Raw genomic sequence first — 14,405 nt, 5'->3', positions numbered from 1 at the left:
ACGATCGGGGCCCTGCGGATATCGATCCGATATCGACCCGCCTCTCGGGCGCACTCGGCCCATACCGTGATGGCCATGACCCCAGACCGCCTCGCCCGGCTCCGTCGCGGCATCGTGCTGACAGCAGTCGGCATCGTCGCCGCGCTCGGTGCCGTCGTGGTCCCCACCCCCGCGCAGGCGTGCGCCTGCGGCGGCTATGTGGCGGCCGACGGCTACGAGGTCGCGGTCAACCGCGAGGTCGCGGCGATCACCTGGGACGGTGAGACCGAGCGGATCCTGCTCGAGATGGACGTCCTCACCGACGCCCCCGACGCGGCGCTGCTGATCCCCACCCCGGCGCCGGCGGACGTCGCGCTCGGCGACTCCGAGATGTTCGACGAGCTCCTCGACGTGATCGCCCCCGAGGTCGAGGTCAGCTACACCTGGTGGCCCGAGGCGTCGTTCGGCGACGGCGCCGGCGCGGCACCCGGGGCGGGCGCGCCCGACCTGGGGGTCGACGTCCTGGAGACGGTGGACCTCGGGCCGCTCGAGGCCAGCGTGCTCTCCGCGGACGACGCGGACGGCCTGGCGCAGTGGCTCGACGAGCACGAGTACGTCATGCAGGACGGCCTGGCCACGGCGCTGCGGCCCTACATCACCGAGGGCTGGTACTACGTGGCGATGCGGCTGACCACCGATGCCGCCGACCTCTCCGGCGAGCTGCAGCCGGTCGACCTGACCTTCGCCTCCGAGTCCCTGATCTATCCGATGCGACTGTCCGCGGCGGCGGCCACCGATCAGTTCGTGCGCACCTACGTGTTCGCGGACCGGCGGATGGCGCGCACCGACGCCAGTGAGGACACCGCCTCGGTCGATCTCAGGTTCGCCGGTGCCGTCGACCCGGCGGCGGTGGAGAACCCCACCCTCGCCGAGATCGCCCGGACCACGCCGTACCTGACCGTGATGGACCAGTGGTTCCACGAACCGGCCACCGAGATCGTCTCGGACTTCACGTTCTCCGCGTCCACCCAGACCGGGGACTACCGCGAGGTGATCCACGAGACCCGCATGCGGGAGATCCTCGGCATGCCGGCCGGACCGGTGCTCACCTTCCTCGGCCTGGTCGCGGCCGCCCTCGCGCTCCTCCTCGGTGGCCGGGCCGTGAGCCGGCGGGCCCGCCGTCGCTCCGCCGTGCCGGCAGGGCCGCGCCCGTCGACCGTGAGCGAGCCCGAGCCGCGATCGGCACCGCCGGCCGGTGTCGGCGGTGGTGGTGGCCAGGCGCGGCACCCCAGCCACCTCTGATCCCTTCCGGCTCGAGGAGGGTCGCCGAGTAGACTCGCCCGGTGCGACTGGGCGTCCTGGACATCGGCTCGAACACGGTTCACCTCGTCGTGGTCGACGTGGTCCGCGGCGCCCACCCGAACCCGGACCTGGATGAGCGGGTCACGCTCCGGCTGATGCAGTACCTCACCGACGACGGTGCGATCAACGACGTGGGGATCGCCGCTCTGCTCGAGGCCGTCGACGGCGCCGTCCGGGTCGCGCGAGAGCAGCGTGTCGACGAGGTCCTGACCATGGTGACCTCGGCGGTGCGCGAGGCCACGAACGGCGAGGCGGTGCTCGCACTGATCCGCGCGCGCCTGGACGGCGATCTCCAGGTGCTCTCCGGCGAGGAGGAGGCGGCCCTGACGTTCCTCGCGGCCCGCCGCTGGCTCGGCTGGGCCGCCGGGAAACTGCTCGTCCTGGACATCGGCGGCGGCTCGCTCGAGGTCGCCCTCGGCGTGGACGAAGTCCCGGACCTCGCCCTGTCGCTGCCGCTCGGCGCCGGCCGGCTGACCCGGACGCACCTGCGCCACGACCCGCCGCTGCCGGACGAGCTGAAGCAGCTGCGGGCGGTGGTCCGCGCCGAGCTCAAGCCGCTCGTGGCCCGGGTGCGAGCCGAGCCGAGGCCGGACCACGTGGTCGCGACCTCCAAGACGTTCCGGTCCCTGGCCCGGCTCGCCGGGATGTCCGTCGCGGGTGTCGGTCCGCACCAGCGCTGGCAGATGAGCACGTCGCTGCTCTCGGATTGGGTGCCGCGACTGGCCCGGATCCCGGCCGAGCAGCGCATGGAACTGCCCGGCATCACGCCCGAGCGGACCTACCAGATCGTCGCCGGTGCCGTGGTGGCCGAGGAGGTCCTGCGCGGCCTGCGGGTGGAGATCGTCGAGATCTGCCCGTGGGCGCTGCGCGAGGGTGCGCTGCTGCGCCGGCTCGACCAGGTGTGAGCCCGGCCGGCGGAGCCAGGCTCCGCCGGCCGGGTGGGGACCGGGGTCAGCGTGCGCCCGTGGTGAGCACCTGCGTCGCGTCCTTCGCGTCGGTGCTGCCAGCAGGATCGGTCGGCCGGAGCGGTAGTGCCAGCTCGGCGTCATCCTGCCGCGCGCCCCGACGCAACGCCACGCCGACCCCGACGGCGGTGACCGCCAGCAGGGCGACGCCGGCGGCCGCGGTCACGGCCAGGCCGGAGGCGAACGCCTCCCGCGCCGAGTCGAGCAGGGCCGCGCCGACGCCCGGATCGCCCTGCGCGCCGGCCACCTCGACGGCGCCGCCGAGGGTCTCGCTCGCCGTCGCCCGGTCGCCTGCAGCGATGGTGTCCGGCAGTACCACCCGATCCCGGTAGATCGCGGAGGCGACGCTCCCGAGGACCGCGACCCCGAACGCCGAACCCAGTTCGTAGGCCGTCTCCGAGATGCTCGAGGCGGCACCTGCGCGCGCGGGCGGCACGGCAGCGAGGATGGCGTCGTTGGTGAGCGTCTCCGTGAAGCCGGAACCGGCGCCGACGAGCACGAAGACCGCGACCGCGACGCCGATCCCGCTGTGTCCGGTCAGCATGGTGCCGACGGCGTAGCCGACGGCCGAGACACCGATCCCGATCGGCACCAGGACGTGCAGCGGTGCCCGATCGGCGACCGCGGCCGCGACCAGGCCGAGCGCCACCGTACCCACGAGGCCGGGCAGCAACCACAGGCCCGCGACCATCGGGCTCAGCCCGAGCACGAGCTGCAGGTACTGCGCGAGCAGGAACAACAGTCCGGCCATGCCCAGCGCGGCGACGAGGTTCGCGACCACGGAGGCTGCGAACACCGGCCGCTGGAACAGGCGCACGTCCAACAGCGGCTCCGGCCGGCGCAGCTGACGTCGCACGAACAGCCAGCCGGCGGTCGCCGCCACCGCGAGCAGCGCGAGCGCGATCGGGACCACACCGTCGTGTGCGACGGTCTTGACCGCGTACACCAGCGGCACCATCGCGAGGATGGACAGGGCGACGCTGACCAGGTCGAACCGACCGGCGCGTGACCCGCGGGACTCCGGAACCAGCAGCGGCGCCGCGATCAGGAAGATCACCAGCACGGGCACGTTCAGCAGGAAGACCGAGCCCCACCAGAAGTGCTCGAGGAGCCACCCGCCCACGATCGGGCCGAGCGCCGCGCCACCTGAGAAACCAGCGGCCCAGACCGCGATCGCGAACCGGCGCTCGCCGTCGTCGGTGAACACGTTGCGCAGCAGCGCGAGCGTGGCCGGCATCAACGTGGCGCCGAAGATCCCCATCGCGGCACGGGCCGCGATCAGGTGCGAGGCGTCGGCGCTGAACGCCGCCCAGACGCTGACCACACCGAAGCCGGTGGCGCCGATGAGCAACAGCCGTCGCCGGCCGAGCCGGTCACCCAGGGTGCCCATCGTGACGAGCAGGCCGGCGAGGACCAGCGGGTAGATGTCCACGATCCAGAGCAACTGCGTGGCGGTCGGCTGCAGGTCCCGGCTGAGGGCGGGCACCGCGAAGGAGAGCACCGTGTTGTCGATGCTGACCAGCAACACCGGCAGCATGAGCGCGACGAGTGCGAGCCAGCGCCGCCGAGTGCTTGGCGACGGGGTGTGGCTCGACTCTGCGACGTTGATGGACACGGTGGTACTCCTGGCTGAGGTTCGGACGATCATCGCTACTGTACCGTCTGGACGGTTTAGTAGGCGATAGAGTGTGATCATGTCCACAGCCAGGCATCGAATCCTCGACGCACTCGAGCAGGTCCTGATCGCCGAGGGTCCCGCCCTGGCGACGATCGAGCACGTCGCCGCCACGGCCGGCGTCTCCAAGGGCGGCCTGCTGTACCACTTCGGCAGCAAGGAGGCCCTCTACGAGGGGTTGCTCGCGCGCCTGACCGACGCGGCCGAGCAGGTGCGTGTCGGGACCGACGTGAGCGCCGCCGTCGGCGAGTACCTGCGCCAGTCCTCGGTGGCCGACGACGCCTACAGCACCACGATGCTCGCCGCGCTGCGGCTCGTCGGGGCGCCCGAGGTCGACGTGCCGGCGGCCCTGGCGGACGCCAGTGACCGGTGGTTCGCCCCGGTCGGCGCGCTGATCGCGGACCCGGTCACCGCGCGGCTGGTCCAGCTCGTGGGTGACGGGCTCTATCTGAACGCGTTGGTGGCCGGATCGGCCAGCGAGCACGACCCGGCCGTGGTGGCCCGGTTGCTGGCCTCGCTCGAACCGGCGCCGGCGGGTGAGGCAAGCGGGACCTGAGCGCGGTCCCGCCGAGCGGATCAGGCCAAGTGGTCCACGAGTCGCTGGGCCAGTCCGGTGTACGAACCGGGGGTGAGGTCCAGGAGCCGGTGTGCGACGTCGTCGGGCAGTCCGAGCCCGCCGATGAACTCGCGCATCGCGGCTCGGTCCACCCGGCGCCCGCGGGTCAGCTCCTTGAGCCGCTCGTAGGGGTCGGCCATGCCCTCGGCGCCGGCGACGGCGGCCGCGCGCATCGCGGACTGCACGGCCTCGCCGAGCACCTCCCAATTGCCGTCCAGGTCCCGGGCCATCGCCTCGGCGTCCACGTCCAGCCCGGCCAGGCCGCGGCGCACGTTGTCCAGGGCGAGCAGCGAGTGCCCGAACGCGACGCCGATGTTGCGCTGCGTGGTGGAGTCGGTGAGGTCGCGCTGGAGGCGGGACGTCACGAGGGTCGAGGCGAGCGTGTCCAGCAGCGCGCAGGAGATCTCGAGGTTCGCCTCGGCGTTCTCGAACCGGATCGGGTTGACCTTGTGCGGCATCGTCGAGGACCCGGTGGACCCCTGCGCGGACAGCCGCTGCTTGAAGTACCCGAGCGAGATGTAGGTCCACACGTCGGTGGCGAGGTTGTGCAGCACCCGGTTGAACCGGGCCACGTCCGCATACAGCTCGGCCTGCCAGTCGTGGCTCTCGATCTGGGTGGTGAGCGGGTTCCAGGTGAGCCCGAGGCCGGTCACGAACTCCCGCGCCACGGCCTCCCAGTCCGCGCCGGGCACCGAGATGGCGTGCGCGCCGTAGGTGCCGGTGGCGCCGTTGATCTTGCCGAGGAACTCCGCCGAGGAGATCCGGCGCAGCTGGCGGCGCAGCCGGTGCGCGAGCACGGCGAGCTCCTTGCCGAGGGTCACCGGCGTCGCGGGCTGGCCGTGCGTGCGAGCCAGCATCGGCACCGCCGCGTTCACGCGGGCCAGGTCGGCGACGGCGTCCGCCACCGTGTGCGCGGCCGGCAGCCAGACCTGCCCGACGGCGGAGCGCACCGTGAGCGCGTAGGACAGGTTGTTGATGTCCTCGCTCGTGCAGAAGATGTGCACGATCTCGGTCACGTCCGGCAGCACCGTCTCGCCGAGCACGTCCGGGGCGGCGGTGAGGCGCCGCTTGAGGAAGTACTCGACGGCCTTGACGTCGTGCAGGGTCTCCCGTTCGATCTCCGCCAGCTCGGCGATCTCGGCGGAACCGAAGGAATCGACGACGCCGCGCAGATAGGCGACCTCCGCCGTCGACAGCGTCGGTGCGCCGGGCAGCACCCCACCGGTGGTCAGGTGGATGAGCCACTCGACCTCCACGTGCAGCCGGGCCCGGTTCAGGGCCGCCTCCGAGAGGTGGTCCACAAGCGGGGCCACGACGGGTCGGTAGCGCCCGTCCAGGGGGCCCAGGGCGATCGGCGGGGTCAGGTCGGCGAGGTCGGTGCGACCGGAGCGTGAGGGCATGGGGCAATCATCCCAGAGGCGGGCGACCTCCCCCGAACCGTCTCGCGCGACCGGCACCCGGGTCACCGCGGAGCCGCGTCCTGCTCCGGCACGAATCGCACGGCATCGAGCCCGTACCGGCGTACGCGGTCGAAGTAGGCGGTCGGGGTGAGTCCGACGAAGCGATGGAACGCGCGGTTCAGGTGCGACTGGTCGTAGTACCCCGCGGCTGCGGCGAGGTCGCTCCAGACCACCCCGGCGAAGGGCTCGCCGCCCGGGTCGAGGGCCGCCGCCGTCAACCGATCCAGGAGCCCGTGCAGCCGCCGCAGGTCGGCGAACATCTTCGGCGTGACGCCGCACGCGCGGCGGAACCGGGCGACGAGCGCGGGGGCCGAGACACCTGTCAGAGCCGCCACGTCACCCACCCGTGGTTGCGGGTCGTTGCCGAACGACTCGACCGCCGCCCGCACGACGGGATCGGGGTGCCAGGCCGGATCGAGCCTGGCGCGCAGCGCCGCCACCACCGCCGCGAGCGCGAGCTCGGCCGTGACGTCCGGATCGAGACGGTCGAGGCCCTCGAATCCGCCGACCTCGTGCACCCCACCGGCGAGGCGCTGCGGATCCAGGCCGACCGCCCGCAACGCATCCGGGCGCAACCGCGCGCCGACGTTCGCGACGCGCGCACCGTTCGCACTGATCGTGGCCTCGTCGGTGAGCCCGGCGACGAACGGACCGTGGAGCCGCTGCCAGCCGTGGGGCCGGCGGACCCCATAGGGCTGCAGGGTCAACGGCACGACGAGCGGCACGTCCGGGGCGGGCAGGATCCGCTCGTAGCGTGCCGGCGCCTCGGTCCGCACGAACCACAGGCTCGTGAGGACCTCCGCCAGGTCCGCCGGCGCAGCCCGCTCGACGAACGCTGCGGCCGGCTCGGGGGCGGTGGGCATGAAGAATATCCAAGCCCATCCGGCCCGCCGGTGCCTACCGTTGCTGCATGACCACAGCGATCGACACCCGCGTGCTGATCCGCGCCGCCCGGGACCGCGTCTGGGACGTGCTGACCGACTTCTCCCGTGCCCACGAGTGGATGGCCGAGGCCACGGACATGCGCCAGGACGACGCCACGCTCGCCGTCGGGAGCGTGCTGAGGTTCCGCGCGCAGAACTCCGATCGAACCTCCACGGTCGAGGCGCTCGAACCCGGCCGGATGATCGCGCTCGCGAGCGATGGCCCCGGCGTGCACGCCGTCTACACCTACACGCTGACCGACGTCGAGGGCGGCACCGAGGTCCGGCTCGTCGCCGATGTCGGGACCAGCGGCCCGATGCGGCTCCTCGGTCCGGTCATCCGCGGGTCGATCGCGAAGGCCGACGGTGGTCAGCTCGTGGCGTTGGCCCGCCTGCTCACGACCAACGACACTCCGGCCTGACCCCGGCTCAGACGTACGCGGCCGCGGCCCGGACTGCGGCGTCGGCGTAGGAGCTGCCGAACAGCACCGTGTGCACGAGCAGCGGGTTGAGCTGGTGCAGCGCGATCCGATCCGGCCAACCGGCCGCGAGCGGGGAGACCTCCTGGTAGCCCTCGACGATGTCGCCGGAGTGCGGCTGGCCGAACAGGGCGAGCATCGCCAGGTCGGTCTCGCCGTGGCCGCCGTGCGCGGTGGCATCGATCAGGACCGCCTCGCCGCCGGCGTCGGCGTCCCAGAGCACGTTGCCGTTCCACAGGTCGCCGTGCAGACGGGCGACGGCGGGGCGTCCCGGGGCTGCGAGCTCGCGGACCCGGGCGGGTTGGTCGTGCTCGAGGTCACCGGCCACGAGCCGGGCCACGACCGCCTCGACGGCAGCTGCGCCGTCGGGCGTGATCGAGCCCTGCCCGACGGCGGTGCGCAGGAACGGCAGCACGCGGGTAGTCGCGTAGAACTCGCCCCAGCGCAGGTCCGGGGTGCTCGGGCCGGGCATCGGCGCCTGCGCCATGAACCCGTCGGTGCTGCCGGGGACCTGGCCGAAGAAGTCGGCGCCGGCGCCGTGCGTGCGGGCCAGCGCCGCGCCGAACGCGCGGGCCGCGACCGCCGTGGTGGGGCCGGACCGGATCGACTCCAGCTCGAGCACGCCGGGGCCCACGTCGCGCACTCGGGCCACCCGGGCGCCGTCGGGTACCTCGGCGAGCCAGCGCAGGCCGTCGGCCTCGGCGAGCGCGGCGTCCGGGTGCGGGAACCGGGTCTTGCGCCAGGTCACGCGAGCCGTTCGCGCACGTGCGCCACGACGCCGGGGGCAGCCGCGAGGATCTCGGCGTAACTGATCTCGAAGTCGCGCCGGTCGCCGTAGTAGGGGTCGGCCACCTCGTCGTCCTCGCGGTCCGGGTCGAAGCTGCGCAACAGGCGGACCTTCTCCTGTGCGACGGGGTCCGGCGCGAGCCGGAGCAGGGTGTCGACGTGGCTCTGGTCCAGGGCCAGAACCAGGTCCGCGACGGCGAAGTCCGCAGCGGCGAACCTGCGCGCCCGGTGGTCGGTGAGGTGGTGCCCCTTCTCGGTCAGCACCGACAGGGCGCGGTGGTCCGCGTCCTCACCGAGGTGCCAGTCCCCGGTGCCGGCGGAGAACACCCGGACCTGGCCGGTGAGTCCGGCGTCGGCGATCGCGTCCCGGATCACCACCTCGCCGATCGGGGAGCGGCAGATGTTCCCGGTGCACACGACAGCGATCGTGAAGTGGTCGGCCATGCCAGCCATTGTGGCCATGGCGGCGGCCCACCGCACCCAGGGCACGGGCCATCGCGACAGGCTGCGTCGACCTACGCGGTCAGCCGGGCGGGCCGGAATGGTCCTGGTCGTGGGCGGCGCGGAGGTCGTCGTACGCGGCGTCGGCGGCCGAGGAGAGGTCGGCCTCGCTGGGGATCGCCTCGCGAAGGCCTCGGGGAAGGGTGTCGTAGGTGTAGTCCGCGACGGCGAGCGGCTGGTTGCTTCCGGCCAGGGCGTAGCGGACCACGCTGTCGTTGCGCCCGGCGCACAGTAGGATGCCGATGGTCGGGGCGTGCTGGTCCGGGTTGCGCAGGTTGGCGTCGACCCAGCTGACGTAGAACCCGAGCTGGCCGGCGTGCTCGGGCGCGAAGGCGCCGACCTTGAGCTCGAGCACGACGAACCTGCTCTGGACCCAGTTGAAGAAGAGCAGGTCGATGTAGAAGTCGTCACCGTCGACGGTGAAGTGGTGCTGGCGGCCGACGAAGGCGAAACCGTGTCCGAGCTCGAGCAGGAAGTCCTGCAGGCGGGTCATCAACGCCTGCTCGAAGTCGCGCTCGGCGACGGTACCCGTGAGGTCGAGGAAATCCAGCACGTACGGGTCGCGGGTGAGCTGTTGGGCGAGCTCGGAGTCCGCGGCCGGCAGGCGGGCCGGGAAGTTCGACGGCGCTGCCCCGGTGCGGGTGTGCAGGCCGTTCATGATCTGGTTCAGCAAGACGTTACGGGACCAGCCATGGTCGACTGCGGCGGCGGCGTACCAATCCCGCTCGGACTTCTCATCGAGCTTGTCCAGGAGCACCGTGACGTGACCCCAGGGCAGTTGTCCAACGAGCCGTTGGACAACTGCTTCCTCGGGCCATGCTGCGGCGAAGGCGCGCATATAGAAGAGGTTCGAGCGGGACAGGCCCTTCATGGTGGGAAACTCCGCCCGCAGGTCGGCCGAGAGGCGATCGACCACCGCCCGGCCCCAGCCGACCGCCTGCTGCCGCTCCAGGATCGTCCGGCCGAGTCGCCAGTACAGGCCGACGAGTTCGGTGTTCACCACGCGCTGTGCCCGCCAGCGCGCCTCGGCGACGGTTCGCTTCAGGTCTTCGAGCAGACGTGGGTAGTCATCGGGAAGGTTCCTGTCCTCGGTCATCACTGGCTCCGGTCTCTGCGGCGCGGAAGTGGTTGCCGGTCACCCAACAAGCGTCTCTGAGTTCGACCCGACCGTTCGGGGTCCGACTCGCCGAGACTTCCGCCGACTTTGAGCCACTGGTCTCGGGTCCCGCAGCGATATCGAATGCTTTCTGATCCCCCATTCCGGACGTCCACCACTATGGTCCGGAGATGAGTTTCAACGTCGCATGGATTCTGGCTGCGATCATGCCGTGGCTGATCGGAGCGGTGCTGGCCTACGGGGTCATTCGGCTGGGGGTCAAGCACGGCATCCTCGACGCGGACCGCCAACGCGGGCGGGATGCCTCGAACAACCGGTACGCCGGGTCGCAGAGCGGAGACGTTCCCACTGGGCTGACCGGTGAGCCCACCACCGAGCACCGGCCCGAATAGGTGAGGCAAGTGACGCGAATCGGTTCACCTGCTGGCGTCGCCCGAGTAGGGTCGCGTCGACTTGTGGGTTCCGCTCCGGGGTCCGTGGCAGTGCGCCTTGCCATTGCCGCTGTCGGCTTCTTCGCTGTGGGTGTTCTCATGAGCCTTATGAGAGGGATGCCGTGGCACGCCGCCACGACCTGGTGGATGCTCGGCGCCGGTCTTTGCGTGGTCGGCGTCCGTGAACTGGTCAGTCATCGAATCCGGGTGCAGGGCGCCTCGGTTCCGGGGCCCAGTCAAGGCGCGCAGGGCGGTACCGAGGAGTCGTAGTCTCACAGCCACCCATGGCCGCCCCTCGTGAGACACCCCTACCGCGGTTGGCGAGTAGCACGGCGGCAGTGGCGCTGCGGACTCACGGCGGATGTCGGTCCACAAGAGAGGAGGCGGTGCAGGCGGGTCCACCGGCGCCGGCACCAACGCGGTGCGCGGGGGGAGCGGTGCCTACCGTCGGGGCCATGAGAGCCTCACCTTCGCCCATGATCGCCTCGCCCGGACTGCCCGGCGGCGCCGCGTCCGCCCTCCTGGCCGCGGCCGCCGAACAGGTCCGCCTCGCCCGGGCCGCCTACGCCGCCGTGCTGCCGGAGCACTGGGACTCGCCCGCCGCGAGCGCCTACCGGCGCCGGATCGCCACGCTCACCTCCGCCACCGACCGTCTCGCACAGACGCTCGAGTCCGCCGCGGCGGCGGCCCGCGTCCACGAGAACCAGAGCGCCGCCGTCCGCGCCGCGTTGGCCGGGCCGACGATGACCCCGCGATGAGCGGCGGCAACGGGCCGGCGATGGTGCCCGACGGCGCACCATCCAGCGCCGCAGGGAACGCCGCCGCCGCACAACTCGTCGTCTACGGCACGCCGCTGGCCGCGGACCCGGCGGAACTACGGGACCTGGCCGCCGCCGTCGACGGCGCTTCGGCGCAGGTCGGGCGCGGTCGCGCCCTGCTTCAGCGCGGACTCGCGATCCTGCACGAGACCGCCGCCCTCGACGCCGGCTCGTCGGGGCCGGCGATCGCCCGCTGCTGGGAGGCGCTGCTGTGCGTCGGCGGGGTCAACGAGGAGGCGGACGGGACCGCAGCGGCGCTGCGGGCCGCGGCCGCCGACTACGAGCGGGCCGAGGCGCAGGCGCAGGCGGGGTTCACCCGGGGCCTGATCGTGACACCACCGCCGACCCTGGGCCTGCCGTGGGACCCGATCGCCATGATGCGGCCGTTGACGATGCTGGGCGTTGCGTTCGCTGGGGCCTTCGCCCGGGGACAGTGGACTCCGACCGACGCGCAGTTCGGCGCCTACCTGGAGTCCTGGGCGGGAACCGTGACGAGTGCGCTCGGCGTGTACACGGTGGGCGAGGACCGTCCCGGCTCCTCGATCCACACCCTGGCCGGGCTGCTCGCCCCGTTGGCGACCGTCGGGATGGGGATCGGGCGCTCGGTCCGGGTGCGTCAGATCGATCCGCCCGGAGTGGTGCCGACCGGGGCGCCGGCGACGGCCACGGGGCCGGCCCTGAGCGGGGTGACCGGGGCGGTCGGCAGCCTGTACGGGGTGACCGGGGCGGTCGGCAGCCTGTACGGGCTGTATCCGCGCTACGGCGGCCCGGAGGGCGGGATCCGGGTCGACCGGGTGGTCGGACCGGACGGCGCTGTGTCCTGGCAGGTCATCGTGCCCGGCACCCAGACCGAGTTGGTCCCCGAACTGGCGGTGCCGGAGCCGGTCGGCGTGCCGTGGCAGCGCGATCCGGGCCCGGCCGTGCCGATGCCGTTCCCGGGGACCGTGCTGCGGCAGCCGGCCAATGCCATCAACAACGACAACCCGTTCGACTGGGGCACGAACCTCCAGGCCTTCGCCGGGATGGACACCGCCGTGGAGGAAGGCGTGATCCAGGCCATGGAGCAGGCGGGTATCGGACCGGACGAGCCGGTGCTGCTCGTCGGGCACTCCCAGGGGGCGATGACGACGATGCGGCTCGCCGAGGACCCGGCGTTCACCGAGCGGTTCGAGGTGCGGTCCGTGATCACGGTCGGCGGGCCGGTGGGTCACATCGACACCCCCTCCGACATCGCCGTCCTCAACATCGAGCACGTCGACGACCTCACGTCGGGGCTGGAGAACACCGCCAACCCGGTCGAACCCGGCCGCACCACGGTGATCCGGGACCTGGCCGCCTCGCCCGACCCCGCGGATCAAGGGGTGACGTCGGTCGCCCAGGCCCACGACATCCCGGCCTACGTGCGCACCGCGCAGATGATCGACGCCTCGACCGACCCGGCGGTGCGTGCCTGGTTCGCGGCCTCGAGGGATGTCCTCGGTGGTCCCGGTGACTCGGCCTCCTCGCGCTACTACCAGTTCGAGCGCGAGTGAGGACTCAGTGGGTCTGCTTCTTGCGCCCGTCCGGCAGGATCACCGTCAGGATCACCGCGATGATCGAGATCACCAGAGCGGCGAGCACCGCCGACCAGAACCCGTCCACGGTGAGGCCGTAGGTCGTGAACGAGGTGAGCCAGCTCGTCAGCATCAGCATCAGGGCGTTGACGACGAGGTGGAAGAGCCCGAGGGTCAGGATGTAGAACGGGATCGAGAGCACCTGGACGATCGGCTTGACGATCGCGTTGACGAGCGTGAAGACCAACGCGACCACCGCCACCACGATCAGGGTGCCGAGCGGGGTGCCGTCCGTGGCCAGCTCCAGACCGGACAGCCACAGCGACGTCAGCCAGATGGCTATCCCGTTGATGATCACTCTGATGACGAAACTCATGGGCCCGATCCTGCCATGAGCGGTCCGGAGATGGCAGTGGCCTGGACTCGCGTGAGGCTGGCGGGGACGGACGCGTGCATCGACCGGTGCGCACGGGCATGCTGGGCGGATGGCATCGCGCATCCCCGGACCGCCGGCTTTCGACGCACCTCCACCACCCCCGGAGGCGCCACCGGTGCGGCTGCGCAAGGAACTGCTGGACCTGCCGGCGCACGTGCCGGGCGCAGTCGGGGCCACGGCGGCCGTGTTCAAGCTCTCCGCCAACGAACTGCCGTTCCCGCCGCTGCCCGCGGTGATCGCGGCCATCCACGACGCGGCCGAGGACGTGAACCGCTACCCGCAGGTCTACGGCGCCCGGCTCCTGCGGGCCATCGCGACCCACCACGGCGTCGTCGAGGACCAGGTGCTGATCGGCAACGGGGCGGTCGCGCTCGCCGAACTGCTGATCCGCTCGATGTGCTCACCCGGCGACGAGGTGGTGCACCCGTGGCGGTGCTTCGAGGCCTATCCCGCCGTGGCCCGTGCGAACGGGGCGGTCAGCGTGCCGGTGCCGCTGCGCACGGACGGCAGCCATGACCTGGCCGCGATGGCCGTCGCGGTCACCGAGCGCACCCGGGTGATCGTGGTGGCTGCCCCGGCGGATCCCACCGGGGCCTCGATCACCCACGCCGACCTGCTCGCATTCCTCGAGGTGGTGCCGGCCGACGTGATGGTGATCCTGGACGAGTCCTACGTCCAGTTCGACCGCACGGTCGGCCGGATCGACTCCCGTGCCTTGTTGCCCGTCCACAAGAACGTGGTGGTGCTCCGCACCTTCTCGAACGCCTACGGACTGGCCGGGCTGCGTATCGGTTACGCCCTGGCCCGACGGCGGTTGGTGCGGGTGCTGCGCCGGGTGTCCACCCCGTTCGGCGTCAGCGAGCTCGGTCAGGTTGCGGCCATGGCCGCCCTGAAGCAGACGGCGCTCGTGGAGTCCCGAGTGGCGGAGATCGTCGCCGAGCGGGACCGCGTCGTGGCAGCGCTGCGCGATCAGGGCTGGGACGTCGGGGACCCGCAGGGTAACTTCTACTGGCTGCCGCTGGGTGAGCGCAGCTCCCTCTTCGCGCGGGACGCCGTGCAGTCCGGCGTGACGGTGCGCCCGTTCCCGGGCGAGGGCGTGCGGATCTCGATCGGGGAGCCCGAGGCCAACGACATCGCGCTGACCGTCGCGGCCCGGTGGGTGCGCCGGGTGATGTCCGCCGGGGAGCCGGGCGGCTTCGCCTGAGGTCAGTTGCCGCTCGGCCGAACGGACGCGACGTCGGCCGCGTCGAACCGACGCTGGTCGGCCCGGCCGAATCACGCCGATCGCGCGCCGCAGAAGCAGG

At 72.1% G+C, this 14,405-nt stretch carries 15 protein-coding genes; 8 read left to right on the top strand and 7 right to left on the bottom strand.

All coding sequences use genetic code 11. From position 1 onward, the window contains the following. Positions 1-75 precede the first annotated feature (75 nt). Positions 76-1,281 carry a DUF2330 domain-containing protein gene (locus GKS42_RS24780; RefSeq protein WP_168217978.1) on the top strand — a complete coding sequence of 402 codons (1,206 nt, stop codon included), beginning with the start codon at positions 76-78 and terminating at the stop codon, positions 1,279-1,281. A 41-nt stretch (positions 1,282-1,322) separates the two neighbouring features. Next, positions 1,323-2,246, top strand: a complete 924-nt coding sequence (locus tag GKS42_RS24775; protein ID WP_154796258.1) for a Ppx/GppA family phosphatase — start codon at positions 1,323-1,325, stop codon at positions 2,244-2,246. 46 nt (positions 2,247-2,292) lie between these two features. On the opposite strand, the gene GKS42_RS24770 is transcribed toward GKS42_RS24775, so the two are convergent. Further along, positions 2,293-3,954: an MFS transporter gene (locus GKS42_RS24770; protein ID WP_154796257.1), complete on the bottom strand. Its 1,662-nt coding sequence runs from the start codon at positions 3,952-3,954 to the stop codon at positions 2,293-2,295. 46 nt (positions 3,955-4,000) lie between these two features. On the opposite strand from GKS42_RS24770, the gene GKS42_RS26830 reads away from it, so the two are divergent. Next, positions 4,001-4,537 (top strand): TetR/AcrR family transcriptional regulator, encoded by a 537-nt coding sequence (locus GKS42_RS26830; RefSeq protein WP_154796256.1) that lies wholly within the window; start codon positions 4,001-4,003, stop codon positions 4,535-4,537. A 20-nt stretch (positions 4,538-4,557) separates the two neighbouring features. Here the strand turns inward: GKS42_RS26830 and purB are convergent, their stop codons facing one another. After that, the gene (gene purB, locus GKS42_RS24760; protein ID WP_154796255.1) at positions 4,558-5,997 is read right to left on the bottom strand and encodes an adenylosuccinate lyase; all 1,440 of its coding nucleotides are present in this window, start codon (positions 5,995-5,997) and stop codon (positions 4,558-4,560) included. Positions 5,998-6,059: 62 nt separating this feature from the next. Continuing rightward, entirely contained in the window at positions 6,060-6,920 is an 861-nt protein-coding gene (locus GKS42_RS24755) for an AraC family transcriptional regulator (RefSeq protein WP_154796254.1), read from the bottom strand. 47 nt (positions 6,921-6,967) lie between these two features. Here GKS42_RS24755 and GKS42_RS24750 point away from each other — a divergent pair, with 47 nt between their 5' ends. After that, the gene (locus tag GKS42_RS24750) at positions 6,968-7,402 is read left to right on the top strand and encodes an SRPBCC family protein (RefSeq protein ID WP_154796253.1); all 435 of its coding nucleotides are present in this window, start codon (positions 6,968-6,970) and stop codon (positions 7,400-7,402) included. Positions 7,403-7,409: 7 nt separating this feature from the next. Here the strand turns inward: GKS42_RS24750 and GKS42_RS24745 are convergent, their stop codons facing one another. The 3 genes from GKS42_RS24745 to GKS42_RS24735 all read right to left on the bottom strand — a co-directional run bounded on the left by GKS42_RS24745 (position 7,410) and on the right by GKS42_RS24735 (position 9,842). Further along, positions 7,410-8,207 (bottom strand): fructosamine kinase family protein, encoded by a 798-nt coding sequence (locus GKS42_RS24745; RefSeq protein ID WP_154796252.1) that lies wholly within the window; start codon positions 8,205-8,207, stop codon positions 7,410-7,412. After that, positions 8,204-8,689 (bottom strand): low molecular weight protein-tyrosine-phosphatase, encoded by a 486-nt coding sequence (locus tag GKS42_RS24740; protein WP_154796251.1) that lies wholly within the window; start codon positions 8,687-8,689, stop codon positions 8,204-8,206. The genes GKS42_RS24745 and GKS42_RS24740 overlap by 4 nt, the downstream gene beginning before the upstream one ends. Before the next feature lie 79 nt (positions 8,690-8,768). Next, positions 8,769-9,842 (bottom strand): PDDEXK nuclease domain-containing protein, encoded by a 1,074-nt coding sequence (locus GKS42_RS24735; protein WP_154796250.1) that lies wholly within the window; start codon positions 9,840-9,842, stop codon positions 8,769-8,771. A gap of 191 nt (positions 9,843-10,033) precedes the next feature. Here GKS42_RS24735 and GKS42_RS24730 point away from each other — a divergent pair, with 191 nt between their 5' ends. The 3 genes from GKS42_RS24730 (at position 10,034) to GKS42_RS24720 (ending at position 12,644) form a co-directional block, all read left to right on the top strand. Then, complete coding sequence (locus GKS42_RS24730; protein ID WP_154796249.1) at positions 10,034-10,255, top strand: hypothetical protein; 222 nt, start codon at positions 10,034-10,036, stop codon at positions 10,253-10,255. A 494-nt stretch (positions 10,256-10,749) separates the two neighbouring features. After that, entirely contained in the window at positions 10,750-11,052 is a 303-nt protein-coding gene (locus GKS42_RS24725) for a hypothetical protein (RefSeq protein WP_154796248.1), read from the top strand. Next, positions 11,049-12,644 carry a lipase family protein gene (locus tag GKS42_RS24720; RefSeq protein ID WP_154796247.1) on the top strand — a complete coding sequence of 532 codons (1,596 nt, stop codon included), beginning with the start codon at positions 11,049-11,051 and terminating at the stop codon, positions 12,642-12,644. The genes GKS42_RS24725 and GKS42_RS24720 overlap by 4 nt, the downstream gene beginning before the upstream one ends. A 4-nt stretch (positions 12,645-12,648) precedes the next feature. Here GKS42_RS24720 and GKS42_RS24715 read toward each other — a convergent pair whose 3' ends face one another. Further along, the gene (locus GKS42_RS24715; protein ID WP_154796246.1) at positions 12,649-13,041 is read right to left on the bottom strand and encodes a phage holin family protein; all 393 of its coding nucleotides are present in this window, start codon (positions 13,039-13,041) and stop codon (positions 12,649-12,651) included. Between the two features lie 109 nt (positions 13,042-13,150). Here GKS42_RS24715 and GKS42_RS24710 point away from each other — a divergent pair, with 109 nt between their 5' ends. After that, entirely contained in the window at positions 13,151-14,305 is a 1,155-nt protein-coding gene (locus tag GKS42_RS24710) for a histidinol-phosphate transaminase (RefSeq protein WP_154796245.1), read from the top strand. Positions 14,306-14,405 lie beyond the last annotated feature (100 nt).

It is taken from the genome of Occultella kanbiaonis, assembly GCF_009708215.1.
In the GTDB taxonomy this organism is placed as follows: domain Bacteria; phylum Actinomycetota; class Actinomycetes; order Actinomycetales; family Beutenbergiaceae; genus Occultella; species Occultella kanbiaonis.
Note: the sequence above shows the minus strand (reverse complement) of the source record. Positions and strands in the feature narration are given on the sequence as shown.

Bases quoted from the DNA above. Each gene is read 5' to 3' on its own strand.
- GKS42_RS24750 (WP_154796253.1), top strand. From the start codon at position 6,968: ATGACCACAGCGATCGACACCCGCGTGCTGATCCGCGCCGCCCGGGAC.
- GKS42_RS24740 (WP_154796251.1), bottom strand. From the start codon at position 8,689: ATGGCCGACCACTTCACGATCGCTGTCGTGTGCACCGGGAACATCTGC.
- GKS42_RS24710 (WP_154796245.1), top strand. From the start codon at position 13,151: ATGGCATCGCGCATCCCCGGACCGCCGGCTTTCGACGCACCTCCACCA.
- GKS42_RS24755 (WP_154796254.1), bottom strand. From the start codon at position 6,920: ATGCCCACCGCCCCCGAGCCGGCCGCAGCGTTCGTCGAGCGGGCTGCG.
- GKS42_RS24730 (WP_154796249.1), top strand. From the start codon at position 10,034: ATGAGTTTCAACGTCGCATGGATTCTGGCTGCGATCATGCCGTGGCTG.
- GKS42_RS24770 (WP_154796257.1), bottom strand. From the start codon at position 3,954: ATGATCGTCCGAACCTCAGCCAGGAGTACCACCGTGTCCATCAACGTC.
- GKS42_RS24720 (WP_154796247.1), top strand. From the start codon at position 11,049: ATGAGCGGCGGCAACGGGCCGGCGATGGTGCCCGACGGCGCACCATCC.
- GKS42_RS26830 (WP_154796256.1), top strand. From the start codon at position 4,001: ATGTCCACAGCCAGGCATCGAATCCTCGACGCACTCGAGCAGGTCCTG.
- GKS42_RS24735 (WP_154796250.1), bottom strand. From the start codon at position 9,842: ATGACCGAGGACAGGAACCTTCCCGATGACTACCCACGTCTGCTCGAA.
- purB (WP_154796255.1), bottom strand. From the start codon at position 5,997: ATGCCCTCACGCTCCGGTCGCACCGACCTCGCCGACCTGACCCCGCCG.
- GKS42_RS24780 (WP_168217978.1), top strand. From the start codon at position 76: ATGACCCCAGACCGCCTCGCCCGGCTCCGTCGCGGCATCGTGCTGACA.
- GKS42_RS24715 (WP_154796246.1), bottom strand. From the start codon at position 13,041: ATGAGTTTCGTCATCAGAGTGATCATCAACGGGATAGCCATCTGGCTG.
- GKS42_RS24725 (WP_154796248.1), top strand. From the start codon at position 10,750: ATGAGAGCCTCACCTTCGCCCATGATCGCCTCGCCCGGACTGCCCGGC.